This window comes from Enterobacter sp. Li2LvB3, assembly GCF_056156645.1.
On record NZ_JBSICG010000038.1, the window covers coordinates 17792 to 35340 of the forward strand.

Below are 17549 nucleotides of genomic sequence, written 5' to 3' on the forward strand. Positions count from 1 at the left end.
CTCCTTCAGTCAGTCACGGGTTGCGAAGTGGCGGTTTTTTTGATTAACGGCGTGATAGCCACGCCAGCGCACACCATCGCCAGTGACAGGAAAATAAATGCGCTTTCATAGCTGTGGCTTTGCCCGACCAGATAGCCAATCACCACCGGGGAAACGAAACCGCCCAGCGTGCCGCCGGTATTGATAAGGCCAATCGCCGATCCCATGGTGCTTTCTGGCAGGCGCTTCATCGGCAGGGTAAAGGCGGTCACAAAGGTCGCCATCAGGAAGATCTCCCCCACAAACAGCAGGGCGCTGGCGGATAGCGCGGTCGAGGTATGGAAAATCCCGAGAATGGCGGCGGCGCTGATCAGCGCGCAGACCAAAATTACCTGCGGCTCGCGGTTGTGGAAATACTTGCCTACCAGCCAGCCGGTACAGAGCGAAGAGAGCCAAATCCCCGCGCCGCCAGCGGCCACAATGTAGCCCGATACCTCAAGCGGCATCCCCATGCTCTGCACGAAGAATTTTGGCAGCCAGGCCATCAGGCCATAGCTTGGAATATTGACGCAAAACACCGAGACAAATAGCAGCAGTACCGTGGGGTTACGCCACAACGCGGCGCTGCGTTCCTGCGATTGCGGCCGTGGCTCGGGCTTGTGATACGGCACGCGCAGGGCGATCAGCAAGGCGATGGCGCAGGCAACGATCCCTAACGAAACAAAGGAGATATGCCAGCCTAAGTGTTCCAGCGCTGAGACAGCCACAATCGGCCCGACGGTCATCGCCAGCCCCGCGGAAGAGAGCAGCACCGACTGGGCAAAAGTGCGTTTTTCCAGCGAGAAGTTACTGACTACTGCCTTGGCGCATGAGCAGGGGTAGCCGGAGTGCCCCACGCCCGAGAGAAAGCGGAACACCAGCAGCAGACCAAAACTCATCCCCAGCGCGCCAAAGCACAGGGCGAAGATCCCCAGTGCGCACAGGGACATGATCAGCATGGGTTTGTAGCCGATTCTGTCATTCAGCCAGCCTGCGGGCACCTGAAACAGCGAATAGGCAAGAAAGAAGATCCCGGTAATGTAGCCAAGCTGGGCGGTGCTCAGCCCGAACTCTTTTTCGATGGGCAGCAGGGCAAACCCCATCACGGTTTTATCGATGTACACCACGACATAGCCGATAAAGAGTAAAAAAATCATCTGTGACTGGCTTTTCATTATGTTTTCCGCCTGGCGTCAGAGTGCGATGAGAGAGGTTGTGTGCCCTCTGAATCTAGGGGTTTACCGAAAAGGCGGGAAGATATAATTTTTCTATAGGTGATGCTTTTTTGTTATAGGGTGAGTGATGAGATATTTGCCAAAAATTGGCCATCTTCAGGCCTTTCGTCAGGTCGCGCGTAGCGGCAGTATTCGTTCGGCGTCGCGTGAACTGGGCGTTTCGCAGCCCGGTTTGAGCCGTACCTTGCGTGAGCTTGAGCAAACTTTAGGCACACAACTTTTATTACGCAGTAAAGAGGGCATTGCCCTGACAGAAGCGGGGATCGCCTTTTCGCAACGGGCGGAGTGGGTGCTTGAAGAGCTAAAACGCGCCGCCGAAGAGGTGGAGCAGATTAACCACTACACCCATGGTCGGTTAACGGTGGGGTTTTCATCATTGATTGCCCTGACCGTGTTTCCCGATGTGGCCGATGCCTTTAAACAGACCCTGCCGCAGGTGCTGCTGACGGCCAAAGAGGGGCAGCTCTCTTCGCTGCTGCCGGGAGTGCGTAACGGCGAAATTGATATCGCCATTGGGTCCGTTGATCCCATGGCGCCGCCGGAAGGGGTGATGATCGAGCCGCTGTTCACCTCGCCGTTTTGTATTATTGCCCGCAAGGGGCACCCGCTGGCGAACGCCGACAATCTTCTGGCGCTACGGCAGGCCAAATGGCTGCTGCCCGAGTCCTCAATGGGTTATTACCAGCAACTGCAAAATGAACTGAGCCATTTTTACCGCCAGGTAGAGGTCACTCCGCTACGTACGGATTCCGTGATCACCGGGCTGAATATGGTGCTCAACGCTGATTACCTGACCGTGGTCGCCAGGGCGATGTGCCAGCCGTTGCAGCTTGACGACAGGCTGGTGGCACTGCCGATAACCCAGCTGCCCTCGGCCCAGTATTGTGCGGTGTGGTCGCAAAAATCGGCGATGACCACCAATGCCCGCCAGTTTTTGGTTCGCCTGCGCGAGGCCTGCAGACGGTTTAGCTGGTAGCCAGCAGATCCCACTTTCGACTGACCGAGGATTTCACTCTCCCGCGCCATGCTCTAAGTATCTGCTTGCGGAGGTGCTTATGGCCTGGCGACCCATTCTCTATGTGATCCTGACAACTCATCCCCGTCTTAGCGCGCGGCGTGCCCGGCTGCGCCTTGTACACGGCTAGCTTTTTATCGACAATCGCGGTATAACACACCTTCTTTGGATGTTTAGATGTCCATACGTATAGAAGGTAATATGCAAACACAACAAGAAAATGGGCAGCTTAAGCGCACCATGAAAACACGCCACCTGATTATGCTTTCGCTGGGTGGCGTGATTGGCACAGGGTTATTTTTCAATACCGGATACATTATTTCGACAACCGGGGCAGCAGGAACGCTGCTGGCGTACCTGATTGGCGCGCTGGTGGTCTGGCTGGTGATGCAGTGTCTGGGCGAACTCTCCGTCGCGATGCCAGAAACCGGCGCGTTTCACGTTTACGCTGCCCGCTATCTCGGCCCGGCCACCGGCTACACCGTGGCGTGGCTTTACTGGCTTACCTGGACGGTGGCGCTCGGTTCGAGCTTTACCGCCGCCGGATTCTGTATGCAGTACTGGTTCCCGCAGGTGCCCGTCTGGGCGTGGTGCGTGGTGTTCTGCGCGGTAATTTTTGGTCTGAACGTTATCTCCACGCGCTTCTTCGCTGAGGGGGAATTCTGGTTCTCGCTGATCAAAGTGATCACCATCATCGCCTTTATTATTCTTGGCGGCGCGGCGATCTTTGGTTTTATCCCGATGCAGGACGGTTCACCTGCGCCGGGCTTAACGAATATCACGGCTGAAGGCTGGTTCCCACATGGCGGTCTGCCGATCCTGATGACCATGGTGGCGGTGAACTTTGCGTTCTCTGGCACCGAGCTTATCGGCATTGCGGCCGGAGAGACGGAAAACCCGCACAAGGTGATCCCGGTGGCGATCCGCACCACCATCGCCCGCCTGATTATCTTCTTCATCGGCACCGTGTTTGTGCTGGCGGCGCTTATCCCGATGCAGCAGGCGGGGGTGGAAAAGAGCCCGTTTGTGCTGGTGTTTGAAAAAGTCGGCATTCCTTATGCCGCAGATATTTTTAACTTTGTGATTTTGACGGCGATCCTCTCAGCCGCAAACTCCGGGCTATATGCCTCGGGCCGGATGCTGTGGTCGCTCTCGAACGAGAAAACGCTGCCGCGTTGCTTTACCCGCGTTAATAAAAACGGCGTACCGCTGGCGGCGCTCTCCGTTTCCATGCTTGGCGGCGTGCTGGCGCTGTTCTCAAGCGTGGTGGCGCCAGACACTGTGTTTGTGGCGCTGTCGGCAATTTCCGGCTTTGCGGTAGTGGCAGTGTGGATAAGTATTTGCGCATCGCACTTTGTTTTCCGCCGTCGCCATGTGCAGTCCGGCCAGCCGCTGTCTGCGTTGCAGTATCGCGCGCCATGGTATCCGCTGGTGCCGGTGCTCGGGTTTGTGTTGTGCGTGGTGGCTTGCGTAGGCCTGGCGTTTGACCCAAGCCAGAGAATTGCTCTTTACTGCGGGATACCTTTTGTGGCGCTGTGTTATGGTGCGTACTACCTGACCCGACATCTGACAACGCAGGAGCCTGAACATGTCGCAGAATAATCCGCTGAGCGCCATCCTTGAAACACAACCCTTTGTCGTTCTCGACGGGGCGATGGCAACGGAGCTGGAAGCGCGCGGTTGTAACCTTGCCGATAGCCTGTGGTCGGCCAAAGTGCTGGTAGAAAACCCGGAACTTATCCGTGAAGTGCACCTCGACTATTTCCGCGCCGGGGCGCAGGTGGCGATTACCGCCAGTTACCAGGCAACACCCGCAGGTTTTGCGGCACGTGGCCTGGATGACGCGCAATCCCGCACGCTGATCGGCAAAAGCGTGGAGCTGGCGCGTAAGGCGCGCGAAGCGTACCTGGCTGAAAACCCGCACGCGGGCACGCTGCTGGTAGCCGGCTCTGTGGGGCCATACGGCGCGTATCTGGCCGATGGCTCCGAATACCGCGGTGACTATGTGCGTAGCGCAGAAGAGTTTACCGCGTTCCACCGTCCACGCGTTGAAGCGCTGCTGGATGCCGGGGCCGATTTGCTGGCGTGTGAAACGCTACCCTCTTTTGCCGAGAGCAAAGCTCTTGCCGCGTTGCTGAGCGAGTATCCGCGCGCCCGCGCGTGGTTCTCGTTTACCCTGCGTGACAGCGAGCATTTAAGCGATGGCACACCGCTGCGTGAAGTGATTGCAGAGCTGGCGCACTACCCGCAGATTGTGGCGCTGGGCATTAACTGCATCGCGCTGGAGAACACCACGGCGGCGCTGCGCTATCTGCAAAGCCTGACCTCGCTGCCGCTGGTGGTTTATCCCAATTCTGGTGAGCACTATGATGCGGTGACGAAAACCTGGCACCACCATGGTGAGGCTTGCGAAACGCTGGCAGGCTATTTACCGCAGTGGCTGGCGGCAGGCGCAAAATTAATTGGTGGATGCTGTCGCACCACGCCGAAAGATATTGCTGAGCTGACGGCTCAGCGCTGAGTTTTTGTGCGGTCTGATGCCCTCACCCCGGCCCTCTCCCACAGGGAGAGGGTTAGGGTGAGGGGTAAAAGTGCGCTCAAATCACGCCGCGTCCGCCAGCACAAACATCCCGTACGGATGGATCTCCAGATAATACGCCTCGTCCACGTCCGGTTGCAGGCGCGTCGCATTCACCTGCAACAGAATCTCCTGCCCATGCCAATCAACTATCACCTCGTACTGCGGCCCCATATAGGCCACATGACGAATAATGCAGCGCTGGCTTGCCTCACCGTGCTCGCTCAGCGTAATGGCCTCTGGACGCACGCCGACCGTGCCGTTGCCTTGTGAGGCAAAGTGCAGCGGACGCGGCAGACGGTAACCGTGGATCGCCACATAGTCGTGAGTAAAGTCTGCCGGGAACAGGTTGGCGTCCCCCATAAAGCTCGCCATAAAGCGCGACGCGGGCTGGCGATACAGATCCTGCGGCGAACCAATCTGCATAATGTTGCCTTTGTTCATCACCAGCACGGTATCTGATACCGCAAAAGCCTCGCTCTGATCGTGCGTCACGTACAGGGAGGTGATGTTGAACTGCTTTTGCAGCTCGCGAATTTTGTCGCGCATGCTGCGTCGCAGGTTGGCATCGAGGTTACTTAGCGGCTCATCGAACAACAGCACTTTCGGTTTGAGGATCAGCGCACGTGCCAGCGCCACGCGCTGCTGCTGCCCACCGGAAATCTGATCCACGTAGCGATCGTCAAAGCCTTCAAGATCCACCATCGCCAGCGCCTCTTTCACGCGGGTTTTGATCTCCGCACGCGACACGCCCAGCATCTTCAGGCCGTAGCCGACGTTCTCCCCCAGCGACATATGCGGGAAGAGGGCATAAGACTGAAATACCATGCAGATATCACGCTGCTGAATGGAGCGATGGGTCACGTCTTCGCCGTCGATAAAAATCTGCCCGTCGGTCGGTTTTTCCAGCCCCGCCACCAGACGCAGCACGGTGGTTTTCCCGCAGCCCGACGGGCCGAGCAGCGTCACCATCTGCCCCTGGGGGATAGCCAGGTTGATGTTTTCAATCACCGTGTTGGCGCCAAAGCGCTTGGTCACGTTACGCAGTTCAACGAAATGTTTCTGAGTCATAGTGTTACGCCTGGTTTTTGGCTTTTGAACGGGAGGTACGAGACTCCCCGATCAGCCAGTCAAAGAGGAAAATGATCGCCAGCATGACCACAATCAGGATCGAGCCGTAGGCAATCGCCACGCCGTATTCGCCGTCTTCCACGCGGTTCAGAATGTAGGCCGTTGCCACGCGGGTATCCGGCGTGACGAGGAACACAATGGCGCTGACGGTGGTAATGGCGCGCACAAAGCTGTAGATCAGCGCCGACAAAATGGCCGGACGCAGCAGCGGCAGCAGGATGTGGGTGATGGTGCGTAGCGAACCGGCGCGCAGGCTGAGCGAGGCTTCATCCAGCGATTTGTCGATCTGGCCTAAGCCCGCGATCCCGGCACGAATGCCCACCGGCACGTTACGCATCACCATCGAGATAATGACGATGGCAGCCGTACCCGTGAGGTACACCGGTGCGCTGTTAAACGCCAGGATGTACGACACGCCCGCCACGGTACCCGGCACGGCGAAGCACAGCATGGTGGTGAACTCGATGGTCTTTTTGCCCCTGAACTGCTGACGAACAACTATCCACGCAATCAGCAGGCCGAAGGCGGCGGTAATCGGTGCCGCAATCCCGGCGTAGAGCAGGGTGTCGAGCAGCGAAGGCCACGCGCCATCGCTCATTCCCTGGCCGAACAGCTTGATAAAGTTATCCAGCGTCAGGGTGTAATCCACCCCCCAGTTGACGGTAAAGCTGCCGTAGAAAATGCTGCCGTAGAGCAGGGCGTTAAAGGCGATCCACACCGCCAGCAGGGCAACGACGCTCCACACCAGCGTCACCGGCAGCGGCTGCACGTCGCCGCGGTAAGATTTACCGGAGACCGTGACGTACGAACGCTTGCCAATCCATATGTACTGAATGCAGAACACCAGCAGCGAGAAGAGCAGCAGGAAGGCCCCGAGGGTGCTCGCCGCCTGATAATCCAGCTGGGAACCGGTGATGTAGAAGTAGATTTGCGTTGCCAGCACGTCGAAGTTACCGCCCAGCACCAGCGGGTTACTGAAGTCGGCCAGCGACTGCACGATGACAATCAAAAACGCATTCGCCAGCGCCGGTTTCAGCAGCGGTACAAAGACGCCGTTAAAGGTCTGCCAGCGGCTGGCGCGCAGCGTGTAGGAGGCCTCTTCCAGCGACGGGTGAATGGTCTTGATTGCGCCGTCGAGGATCATAAAGGCCATTGGCGTGAAGGCCAGCACCTGGGCCAGCCAGATCCCGGTGAAGCCGTACAGCCAGTTGGTGTTGGTTAACCCAAACCAGTCCACCATCAGTTCGGTGACGTAGCCGGAGCGTCCCATCATCAGCGTAACACCTAAGCCCACCACGAACGGCGGGGTGACGATCGGCAGGATGGAGAAGATACGGCCAATAATGGCGCTGCGTTTGGCAATGCGCGTGGTGTAGATCGCCAGCACCAGCCCGAAGAAGGTGCAGCCGATCCCAACGGCAATCGACAGCAGGATCGAATTGATGATCACCTGAATAATGTGCGCCTGTGCCAGCACATTCATAAACGCCAGCGGCGCGAATTCGCCCGCGTCGTTGGTGAACATCGGGATAAAGATGGCGATGCTCGGCCAGACGATAAAGATGCCGATCAGTGCCACGATGGTAATCAGCGAACCGATAACAAAGCGATCGCCGCCCAGCCATTCAAGGCGGGTGAGGGCGAGAGTCATGATCGCCCCCAGCGCCACAAAGAGCACGATAGTGGCGTAGCCTAACCCGCGTCCTTCAAGGGTGGCACTGATGACGATAAAGGCCATGCACAGCAGCGCCCAGCTCGCGTCGAGGTAGTGGCGGCTACGCTGTTCACGCTTCGCTTCGTTAAACGGACGCACCAGCAGCAGGCTGGGGAGCAGATACCACAGCCAGCTAATATTGAAATGGGACCAGCTGTAGGCGTCGAGGATCTCGTCGCCGGTGGATTCCAGCAGGCCGTAATCAAGGCTCCAGCTCGGCAGCAGGGCAAACGCCAGCCAGCCGAGTAAAACCCAAAGGAATACTGCATCCCGTTTTTTGGCGGGATGGAGAGCGAGTGTCTGTGACATAAGTTTTCCGGGTGTTGGATGCCCGGCGCACGATTCAGCCGGGCGGTAACCACTGTTCGCGGGCTTATTTACCCATCTTCACGTCGCTGACCCATTTGTTGATCAACGCTTTACGTACGTCCGTGGAGCCGTATTTGTCCATGTCGTAGCTGATGAGCTTCAGGTCATCGAGCTTGAGCGAGTTGGGGGAGGTTTCTGCCGTGGTGTTGGTGAGGATCTGGTAGGACTTACCTTTCTTCCATGCCAGCTCCTGGGCTTCTTTAGAGAGCACCCAGTCCACGAACAGCTTCGCGTTCTCTTCGTTGCGGGCCCCTTTCAGAATGCTCACGCCACCAATTTCATACCCGGTGCCTTCGCACGGGGAGATCAGCTCCAGCGGTGCGCCCTGTTCTTTTTCCAGCGAGTAGTCGTGCAGGAAGCCGATCCCGATGGCGGTTTCACCGCGCGCGGCGTTACGCGCCGGGGCAATCCCCGATTTGGTATACTGAGAGACGTTGCCGTTAAGCTGCTTCAAATAATCGAACGCCTGATCTTCACCCCACAGCTGGACGAAGGTGGCCAGGGCGGTGTAAGCCGTGCCGGAACTTTGCGGATCGGCAATCTGGATCTCGCCTTTGTATTCGGGTTTGGTCAGATCTTTCCAGCACTGCGGCACTGGCAGATTTTTCTCTTTCAGGCGCTGAGTATTCACGCCAAAGCCTAAAATGCCGACGTACACCGCCGAAGAGAGGTTGCCTTTCACTTTGGCCGGATCGCGGAATTTCTCCATGATCTGCTCCAGATTCTTCGATTTGTACGGCTGTAGCAGACCCATTTCCCCGGCCTGGGATTGCGGATCCAGGGTACCGCCGTACCAGACGTCGGCCTGCGGGTTTTTCTTCTCGGCATCAACTTTCGCCAGCGTGCTGCCGGAGCCGTTGCGGATAAAGGAGGTTTTGACGTCGTACTTATCGCCGAACGCTTTGGTTTCGGCTTCGCACATTTCGTTGGTGGCACTGCAATACACCACCAGGCGGCCCTTGGCCTGTGCGGCACCGGTTAAGGTGGCCAGCGCGATCCCGGAAGCAATGAGGGTAGAGAGAAGCGTTGTTTTCATTATTCAGCCCTTTTTATGACGTTATGTGACTGCGAGAAGCGGTGATGCCCGCCATCAGCAGCGGCATCAGTAACAAACCCATCAGCACGGCGGCGATCGAGAGTAAACTGAACATCCCCGACCAGCCGTAGCGTTCGATCACCTGCGACAGCGGCCATCCGGCGAGCGCGGCCCCCAGATAAGCGAACACGCCAAGAAAACCGGTAATGGAACCCGCTGCCTGCTTATGCCCGCACTCCACGGCGGCAAGGCCGATGAGCATCTGCGGACCAAAGACAAAAAATCCCACCGTAAAAAAGCACATTGCCAGCAGGGCGTAGTGATGGACCGGGGCCAGCCACAGGGCAGCCACCGACACCATTAGCCCCAGCGTGAACAGCAAAATCATGGGCGCACGCTGGCCGCTGAACAATAAATCCGAGCCCCATCCGGCAAACAGCGCCCCCAGCAGGCCGCCCACTTCGAACAACATCACCGTGGCGTTAGCGCTTAACAGGTTCACCCCGTGGCTCTCTGCCAGCCAGATGTTGCCCCAGTCGTTCAGGGCGATACGGATGAGATACACCAGCACATACGACGCCCCGAGCAGCCAGATCGTCGGGTTTTGCAGCATGGTGGTGCGTAACATCTGCCACAAACCCATGGGTGGACTTTGCTGTTGCTGGCGCAGCTCCAGCGGATCGTTGCGCCACTCCCCGACCGTTGGCAGACCCTCTTCCTGCGGTGTGCCCCGCAGTTGTGTGGTCAGCCACAGGCCGAGCACGATGCTGATAATCCCCGGTGTCAGCATCGCCGCCTGCCAGCCCCATCGGTGGGCGGCAACGGCGCAAATCAGCGGAATAATCGCCCCACCGATATTGATGGAGGTATTCCAGCAGCCCCACCAGAAGCCGCGCTCGTTGCGCGAGTACCAGTGGGTGAGCAACCTGGCGCAGGGCGGCCATCCCCAACCCTGAAAGAAGCCGTTCAGCGTCCAGATAAACAGCAGCAGCGGGAAGGCGTCGCTAAAGCTGAACAGTACGTTCAGCACGCCCGTCGCCATCAGCCCGATGCCCATAAACGCCCGCTGTCCGTGGCTGTCGTGCCAGAGTCCGGCGGCAAATTTCGACAGCCCGTAGCTGAGGTAAAACAGCGAGCCGATAAGCCCGATATCGCTTTTGCTCAGCCCCAAATCCATCTGCAGCGCGGGTAAAACGTAGTTGAGGCTTTTTCGCGTCAGGTAAAACGCGGCATAGCCGATTGCCATACACAGCAGCAGTCTGGGGCGCAGCGCCCGGTAACGTTGTGAAACCTGTTCAGCAGACAGTGCGTGCATGGCGTTCTCCGTTTGAGATGACTGTATGTAAGCGCGGCTAAAATGGGATGAGACAAAGTCTGGAGTGACTAAGACTTTTTCCTGGTCAGAGATGCGTTTGTTGCAAATTTGTGGGCAGGTTAACAATTACGCGCGTCCCGATGTGGGACTCCAGCGTCAGCTCACCGCCCAGCGCAGAGACGCGCTCGCGCATCCCCTGAATGCCAAACCCCGGCACCTGCTGCGGGCTGATGCCGCTGCCGTTGTCACGGACTTCAAGGTGCAGACGGCTGTCCCGCAGGCAGAGCAGGATACTGACTTCGGTGGCATCGGCGTGTTTGCTCACGTTATTGAGCAGCTCCTGGAGCAGGCGATAGAGCGTAAAGACCAGCGTTTCGCTGTCTGGCGGGGTGGCGAGCTGGTAATGAAAACGACAGCGGATCCCGCGCTCGGCAAATGCGAACTCATTCACCAGGTGGTGCAACGCCTCTTTAAGCGACAGCTCGTCCAGCACCGGCGGGCGCAGCTGGCGTAACAGCTGGCGCGTGGAGTGGTGAATGCGTCGCGCGAGGTCGTTGATTTGTCCGGCGGCCTCAACGGCAAGCTCCGTATCGCCCGCCCGTTTCACCAGCTGGGACTGGATCTGAATGGCGGTGATGTTCTGGCCGATCTCATCATGAAGCTCGCGTGCCAGCTGCTTGCGGGTGTCCTCCTCGCTGTGGATCAGCTTTTCCGTCAGCGCCTGTTTGGCCTGCAACTCCGCTTCCAGCCGACGGCGATAGCTATCGAGGTTCATCGCCAGATGTTGCTGGCGGCTTATGGCGATCCCAAGCCCTATCCCCAGCAGCGACTGGGTCGCGAGAAAAATTTCCAGCTCCAGCAGATCGCTAAAGCCCACGCCCACCTGGCGGGCAATGGTAATCATCATGCTGCCGAGCAACCCCGACAGCACGCCGCCCTGCCAGCCGAATTTCCACGCCATCACCACGTTGGGCAGGAACACCACAATCAGCAATAAACGCTCCAGCGCCGGGGAGAGCACCATCTGGGTGCCGATACCAATAATGAAAAACAGGCTGCACCAGATAATCAGCGAGGTGCGTAGCGGCGGGTTGCTGGTATCCAGCCCCAGCAGGTGGTAGCGATGCTGCTGACGCAAAAACTCGAACACCAGATAGACAAACGGCGTGAGCAGCACGCCGCCGGTAAACGAGGCCAGCAGCAGCAGCGTGGCTGGGCTTTCCAGAAAAGATGACAGGATCAGCGTTTGCAGCAGGGCATTGAGCGTCACCGCCGCGATCAGCATCGAAAGACGCTGCCAGTAGAGGGGGAATCGGTGCCAGTACTTTTGCGCCAGCCAGGCGCTAAAAACGCCGATCGGCGGCACGGCGAGCATCAGGTAGCGGGTGAGGAGCTGTTCGCTGTGCAGCCACAGGATGGCGGCGAGAGTGGGAAGGATTAACGCCGGCCAGTAGCGGCGCGAGAGCAGGATTAGCAGGGCCAGGTAAACGCCCTGAGGCAGGAAAAGCACCGCCTGCTGGCCGTTGTGGGTCAGATAAAAGCTCAGCGTCCACAGCATCAGCCAGCCGGTGCCCCAGGCCAGCATAATGAATAAAGAGAGGATCAGATGCCGGACGGTGCGCCGCATCAGTGGCCCGTCAGCAGCTGGTTGTCGAGGGCGAAATGCACCAGATCGATGGTGCTGTTGCACTGCAGTTTGCCCAGCACGTTGGCACGATGCACGTGTACCGTTTTATGGCTCAGCGAAAGCGTATAGGCTATCTCCTTAACGCTTTCGCCTTTCACCAGCAGGTCAAAGACTTCGCGCTCGCGCGGAGTGAGCGCCCCGAGCACTTTTGGCGTCGGCTCGCCGCCGCGCAAGGCTTTTACCGCGTCGGCACACAGATAATGGCCGCCCATGCCGACGGAACGCACCGCCTGCACCAGCTCTTCCGGACCGCAGCGTTTGGTCAGATAGCCGCTGGCTCCCGCGTCGAGGGCGCTTTGCACAAAGGCCGGGGTGTCGTAGATGCTGAGGATAATGGCGCGGAACGTTGGCCGCTGCTGGCGCAGGCGTTTAAGCAGGCTGAGGCCGTTTTCGTCCGGCATCGCCACGTCCATCACCGCCACGTCGATATCGCTGCGTGACAGCACGGGCCACGCCTCGGCGGCGCTGCTGAACTGACCTTCAACCACCAGATCGTCTTCCAGATTTAACAGCTGGGCGAACCCGGAACGCACCACCACGTGGTCGTCCACCAGCACCACTTTGATCATCTCGCAACCCTGTAGGGAAAAGTGATTCTATGATGCCCGCTGGCGTCGGGCTGGCAATCTTGCGGCTACGGTTATGTAACGGATGTAACAAAATTGCAATAAAGGTTTGGGTAGGGGGGAGAAATATGTGGCAGCGGTGGTGTTTCCGTTCACTTCACTTCTGCATTTCTCTGTATGCCGCGTCACCCGTGAACGTGCGAAGGGGGCTCGCCGCCACCCCCTTCGCCATCCCGGCTCCCGGCAACGAAAATCGCCGCTTCGCGGTCCCTTCGGCTAATGACTTGCGGCTGTCGGGTCGGGGTCGATCCTACATCCCTGTAGGTCGCCCCCTCTCGGCGCATCCATGCGCCTCGCCCCGGCCTCCAGTCAACGCCTCAGCGATTTTCAGCCGGACCAGGGTACCGCTGCGAGTATGTTAATTACTCAGGCATTTTCATCGCTTTTCATGGGTTAATTTAAGGGGATTGTTCCCTCGTCTGTTCTTAGCCAGCGTGGCATTTTTAGCGTATCGGCATAGAAGCTGACCAGCTCATAAAGCAGGTCTTTGATGACTCTTTCCGCTTCAGTTGGGAATGCACCGCTCATCAGATGCTGAGTCAGCTCCTGGCAGTAACGGCCCAGTTGATCGGGTTCAGGGTCGAAGGCGGGCTGACGTGTCGGTAAATTATCTACGGTCGGGTTCTCTTTTAAATAGTCTGGCACGGGCTCCAGCAGCATGGGTTGCAACAGCGTCAGACAGGCGGAGAGTCGTCCGTAAAGGGCGAGTTTTTCAGCGGGAAGATCGCAGTCCACCAGCGCATCCATAAAGCGCTCGCAGTTGTCCGCCAGTTCGGTAAAGGCCGTGCTGTGACTAAAGGGCAGGGTAAGTCATGCGTGACTGTGGTTTAGGGTCATAGCCATAAAGGCAGCCTCCGATGAATGATTTAATTAACCACCACCAGAGAGGTCAATCCCATGGGTGGTGGACTAAGCAGAGTTGACCTTACCGGCTTCATCGGATACCGGCGCACCTTGCGATGCCCCTGCTCAGCCCACCATTGAGGTATAGCAGAGCGTACGACGCATCATTATACGTCGCCGATGAAGAAAGCAGGAGGTCAACCCTGACGCCTGATTTTGCAGGCGCGTAAAAAAGATACTGCTATATCCACTTGTTGAGAAGGGCTATTCCCGGAAGCGGCCTCGCAAAACAAGAAATTACCGCAATGAAAATGCTAATGCGGATGCAGATGTCTCAGCGGAACCACAGCGGCCAACATATTCCCCCTAAAAAATAACTATCCTTTGCCGCTTTTTATCTAAAAACGAATCGCTATTAACGATGCGTTTTTATTCCTTTATCAAAATTATGCCGCCGGAAATACTGCTCCCATAACAACAAGGGGAGCAGGCACTATGGCAATTTCATCGCGAATCACTTTACTCGGCGCGCTAGCGCTGTGGGCATTTCAGGCGCAGGCGGTGGATGTCACCGTCGCGTATCAAACCTCTGCGGAACCAGCAAAAGTTGCGCAGGCGGATAACACCTTCGCTAAAGAGAGCGGCGCGAAAGTGGACTGGCGCAAATTCGACAGCGGGGCGGCCATTGTGCGTGCGCTGGCCTCTGGCGATGTGCAGATTGGTAACCTCGGCTCAAGCCCGCTGGCGGTAGCGGCCAGCCAGCAGGTGCCCATTGAAGTCTTCCTGCTGGCGTCTCAGTTGGGTAACTCTGAAGCACTGGTGGTGAAGAAAAACATCACTAAGCCAGAAGATCTGATTGGCAAGCGCATTGCCGTGCCGTTTATTTCTACCACTCATTACAGCCTGCTCGCCGCCCTGAAACACTGGGGGATTAAGCCGGGCCAGGTGCAAATCATTAACCTGCAACCCCCGGCGATTATTGCGGCCTGGCAGCGTGGCGATATTGATGGCGCATACGTCTGGGCACCTGCAGTGAACGAGCTGGAAAAAGAGGGCACCGTACTGACCGACTCCGAAAAAGTGGGCCAGTGGGGCGCACCGACACTCGACGTGTGGGTCGTGCGTAAAGACTTCGCGGAAAAACATCCTGATGTAGTGAAAGCTTTCGCGAAAAGCGCCATCGACGCGCAGCAACCCTATATCAGCAACCCCGATGAATGGCTCAAACAACCCGCTAACCTGGAAAAACTCTCGCGTCTGAGCGGCGTACCGGAAGCAGACGTACCGGGGCTGGTGAAAGGGAATACCTACCTCACGCCCGCGCAACAGGTCCAGCAACTGACCGGGCCAGTGAACAAAGCGATTGTGGATACCGCAACATTCCTCAAAGAGCAGGGCAAAGTGCCTGCGGTTGCGGCGGACTACAGCCAGTACGTAACCGATCGCTTCGTGAAATAAGGGGTAGCCATGCTGAATATTACAAACCTGCACGCCAGCTATGGCGGAAAACCGGCCCTGGAAGATATCAACCTGACGCTGGACAGCGGTGAGCTGCTGGTAGTGCTGGGGCCATCCGGCTGCGGTAAAACCACGCTGCTGAATTTGATTGCCGGGTTTGTCCCTTATCAGCACGGCTCTATTCAACTGGAAGGGAAAAAGGTGGAAGGCCCTGGCGCTGAGCGCGGTGTGGTCTTCCAGAACGAAGGGCTTCTGCCGTGGCGTAATGTGCAGGAAAACGTCGCGTTTGGCCTGCAACTGGCGGGCGTAGGGCGCGAACAGCGGCTGGATATCGCACGGCAGATGCTGAAAAAAGTGGGGCTGGAAGGGGCGGAAAAACGTTTTATCTGGCAGCTTTCGGGCGGCCAGCGTCAGCGGGTCGGGATTGCCCGCGCGCTGGCGGCAAACCCGCAGCTTTTGCTGCTGGACGAGCCGTTCGGCGCGCTGGATGCCTTTACTCGCGAGCAGATGCAAACCCTGCTGCTGCGCCTGTGGCATGAAACCGGTAAACAGGTGCTGCTTATCACCCACGACATCGAAGAAGCAGTATTTATGGCGACCGAACTGGTGCTGTTATCGCCAGGGCCGGGGCGTGTACTGGAGCGCCTGCCGCTCGATTTCGCCCGTCGCTATGTGGCAGGGGAACCGGTGCGGAGCATTAAGTCCGACCCGCTGTTTATCGAACAACGTGAATACGTGCTGAGCCGCGTATTTGAACAGCGGGAGGCGTTCTCATGAGCATTGTCTTCAGTGAAAAAACACGCCGTCCCCGCCTGAGTTTACGCTGGCCATTCTCGCGACAGGTCACGCTGAGCGTCAGTACGCTGCTGGTGTTACTGGCGGTGTGGTGGGCGGTTGCTGCCCAGCAGTGGATTAGCCCGCTGTTTCTGCCGCCGCCGGGACGGGTGCTGGCAAAACTGATAACCATTGCCGGGCCACAGGGCTTTATGGATGCCACGCTGTGGCAGCATCTGGCGGCGAGCCTCGCCCGTATCCTGGTGGCGTTGCTGGCGGCAGTGATTATCGGGATCCCGGTGGGGATTGCGATGGGGCTGAGCCCCACGGTGCGCGGCATTCTTGACCCGCTAATTGAGCTTTATCGTCCAGTGCCGCCGCTGGCGTATCTGCCGCTGATGGTTATCTGGTTTGGCATCGGTGAAACGTCAAAAATCCTGCTGATTTATCTGGCGATTTTCGCACCTGTGGCGATGTCCGCGCTGGCGGGTGTAAAGAGTGCCCAGCAGGTGCGCATTCGTGCCGCGCAGTCTCTTGGTGCCAGCCGTACGCAGGTGCTGTTGTTCGTGATTTTACCCGGCGCACTGCCGGAGATTTTAACCGGGCTGAGGATCGGGCTTGGGGTGGGCTGGTCAACGCTGGTGGCGGCGGAACTGATTGCCGCAACCCGTGGCCTGGGTTTTATGGTGCAGTCGGCGGGCGAGTTTCTGGCGACTGACGTGGTGCTGGCAGGGATTGCGGTGATCGCCGTGATTGCCTTCGGATTAGAACTGGGGCTGCGTGCGCTACAGCGCCGCCTGACACCCTGGCATGGAGAAATACAATGAGTGAACGTCTGACCATTACCCCGCTGGGGCCGTATATCGGTGCGCAGGTGTCGGGCCTGGATGTGACCCGCCCGCTGAGCGATAACCAGTTTGAACAGCTGTACCACGCGGTGCTGCGTCATCAGGTGGTGTTCCTGCGCGAGCAGGCGATCACGGCGCACCAGCAGCGTGCGCTGGCACTGCGCTTCGGCGACCTGCATATCCATCCGGTCTATCCTCATGCCGAAGGTGTGGAGGAAATTATTGTTCTGGATACCCACAACGATAACCCGCCGGATAATGACAACTGGCATACGGATGTGACCTTTATTGAAACCCCGCCAGCCGGGGCGATCCTGGCGGCGAAGCTTTTGCCGGAGACGGGCGGCGATACGCTGTGGACAAGCGGAATAGCGGCGTTTGAGGCGCTATCAGCACCGTTCCGGGCGCTGCTGAGCGGGCTGCGGGCAGAGCATGACTTTAAAAAATCGTTCCAGGAGTACAAATACCGTAAAAGCGAAGAGGAGCATCAGCGCTGGCTGGAGGCCGTCGCGAAGCATCCACCGCTGTTGCACCCGGTGGTGCGCACGCATCCGGTGACGGGAAAACAAGCGTTGTTCGTGAATGAAGGCTTTACCACGCGGATTGTGGATGTGTCAGAGAAAGAGAGCGAAGCGCTGTTAGGTTTCCTGTTCGCCCATATCACCAAACCGGAGTTTCAGGTGCGCTGGCGCTGGCAGGAGAATGACCTCGCCATCTGGGATAACCGCGTCACACAGCATTATGCCAATGCGGATTACCTGCCGCAGCGCCGGATCATGCAGCGTGCGACAATTTTAGGGGATAAGCCGTTTTATCGTGCGGTTTGAGCCCCTCACCCTAACCCTCTCCCCAAAGGGGCGAGGGGACTGGCCGGTGCGTTTTTCACCCTCTCCCTCTCAGGG

15 protein-coding genes are annotated in these 17549 nt (G+C 58.0%); 7 read left to right on the forward strand and 8 right to left on the reverse strand.

Going from position 1 to position 17549, the window contains the following annotated elements; all coding sequences use genetic code 11:
* Positions 1-5: 5 nt before the first annotated feature.
* Positions 6-1193, reverse strand: a complete 1188-nt coding sequence (locus ACS603_RS22520) for an MFS transporter (protein ID WP_182059765.1) — start codon at positions 1191-1193, stop codon at positions 6-8.
* Positions 1194-1320: 127 nt separating this feature from the next.
* On the opposite strand from ACS603_RS22520, the gene ACS603_RS22525 reads away from it, so the two are divergent.
* From ACS603_RS22525 to mmuM, 3 genes are all read left to right on the forward strand, one after another.
* Complete coding sequence (locus ACS603_RS22525; RefSeq protein WP_182059766.1) at positions 1321-2229, forward strand: LysR substrate-binding domain-containing protein; 909 nt, start codon at positions 1321-1323, stop codon at positions 2227-2229.
* 240 nt (positions 2230-2469) lie between these two features.
* The gene (gene mmuP, locus ACS603_RS22530) at positions 2470-3870 is read left to right on the forward strand and encodes an S-methylmethionine permease (RefSeq protein ID WP_395677884.1); all 1401 of its coding nucleotides are present in this window, start codon (positions 2470-2472) and stop codon (positions 3868-3870) included.
* Positions 3857-4789: a homocysteine S-methyltransferase gene (gene mmuM / locus ACS603_RS22535; RefSeq protein WP_182059768.1), complete on the forward strand. Its 933-nt coding sequence runs from the start codon at positions 3857-3859 to the stop codon at positions 4787-4789. Before mmuP ends, mmuM begins: the two co-directional genes overlap by 14 nt.
* Positions 4790-4870: 81 nt before the next feature.
* On the opposite strand, the gene fbpC is transcribed toward mmuM, so the two are convergent.
* The 7 genes from fbpC to ACS603_RS22570 all read right to left on the reverse strand — a co-directional run bounded on the left by fbpC (position 4871) and on the right by ACS603_RS22570 (position 13528).
* The gene (gene fbpC, locus ACS603_RS22540) at positions 4871-5917 is read right to left on the reverse strand and encodes a ferric ABC transporter ATP-binding protein (RefSeq protein WP_474944961.1); all 1047 of its coding nucleotides are present in this window, start codon (positions 5915-5917) and stop codon (positions 4871-4873) included.
* 4 nt (positions 5918-5921) lie between these two features.
* Positions 5922-8000: an ABC transporter permease gene (locus ACS603_RS22545; protein WP_315687984.1), complete on the reverse strand. Its 2079-nt coding sequence runs from the start codon at positions 7998-8000 to the stop codon at positions 5922-5924.
* Between the two features lie 64 nt (positions 8001-8064).
* Entirely contained in the window at positions 8065-9096 is a 1032-nt protein-coding gene (locus ACS603_RS22550; RefSeq protein WP_040076991.1) for an ABC transporter substrate-binding protein, read from the reverse strand.
* Between the two features lie 13 nt (positions 9097-9109).
* A complete protein-coding gene (gene uhpC / locus ACS603_RS22555) occupies positions 9110-10411 on the reverse strand; it encodes an MFS transporter family glucose-6-phosphate receptor UhpC (protein WP_315687985.1) in 1302 nt (433 codons plus the stop codon).
* A gap of 85 nt (positions 10412-10496) precedes the next feature.
* Positions 10497-12038: an MASE1 domain-containing sensor histidine kinase gene (locus ACS603_RS22560; protein ID WP_474944962.1), complete on the reverse strand. Its 1542-nt coding sequence runs from the start codon at positions 12036-12038 to the stop codon at positions 10497-10499.
* Positions 12038-12667, reverse strand: a complete 630-nt coding sequence (locus tag ACS603_RS22565; RefSeq protein ID WP_315687987.1) for a response regulator — start codon at positions 12665-12667, stop codon at positions 12038-12040. The genes ACS603_RS22560 and ACS603_RS22565 overlap by 1 nt, the downstream gene beginning before the upstream one ends.
* A gap of 450 nt (positions 12668-13117) precedes the next feature.
* Positions 13118-13528: a hypothetical protein gene (locus ACS603_RS22570; protein ID WP_474944964.1), complete on the reverse strand. Its 411-nt coding sequence runs from the start codon at positions 13526-13528 to the stop codon at positions 13118-13120.
* Between the two features lie 534 nt (positions 13529-14062).
* Between ACS603_RS22570 and tauA the strand changes: the two genes are divergently transcribed.
* Genes tauA through tauD form a run of 4 tightly spaced genes read left to right on the forward strand, consistent with a single transcriptional unit; the run spans position 14063 to position 17474 of the window.
* Positions 14063-15025: a taurine ABC transporter substrate-binding protein gene (gene tauA / locus ACS603_RS22575; RefSeq protein ID WP_182059769.1), complete on the forward strand. Its 963-nt coding sequence runs from the start codon at positions 14063-14065 to the stop codon at positions 15023-15025.
* A gap of 9 nt (positions 15026-15034) precedes the next feature.
* Positions 15035-15802, forward strand: a complete 768-nt coding sequence (gene tauB / locus ACS603_RS22580; RefSeq protein ID WP_182059770.1) for a taurine ABC transporter ATP-binding subunit — start codon at positions 15035-15037, stop codon at positions 15800-15802.
* Positions 15799-16626: a taurine ABC transporter permease TauC gene (gene tauC, locus ACS603_RS22585; protein ID WP_315687988.1), complete on the forward strand. Its 828-nt coding sequence runs from the start codon at positions 15799-15801 to the stop codon at positions 16624-16626. The genes tauB and tauC overlap by 4 nt, the downstream gene beginning before the upstream one ends.
* Positions 16623-17474, forward strand: coding sequence for a taurine dioxygenase (gene tauD, locus ACS603_RS22590; RefSeq protein ID WP_474944963.1), 852 nt, complete (start codon positions 16623-16625; stop codon positions 17472-17474). Before tauC ends, tauD begins: the two co-directional genes overlap by 4 nt.
* Positions 17475-17549: the final 75 nt, after the last annotated feature.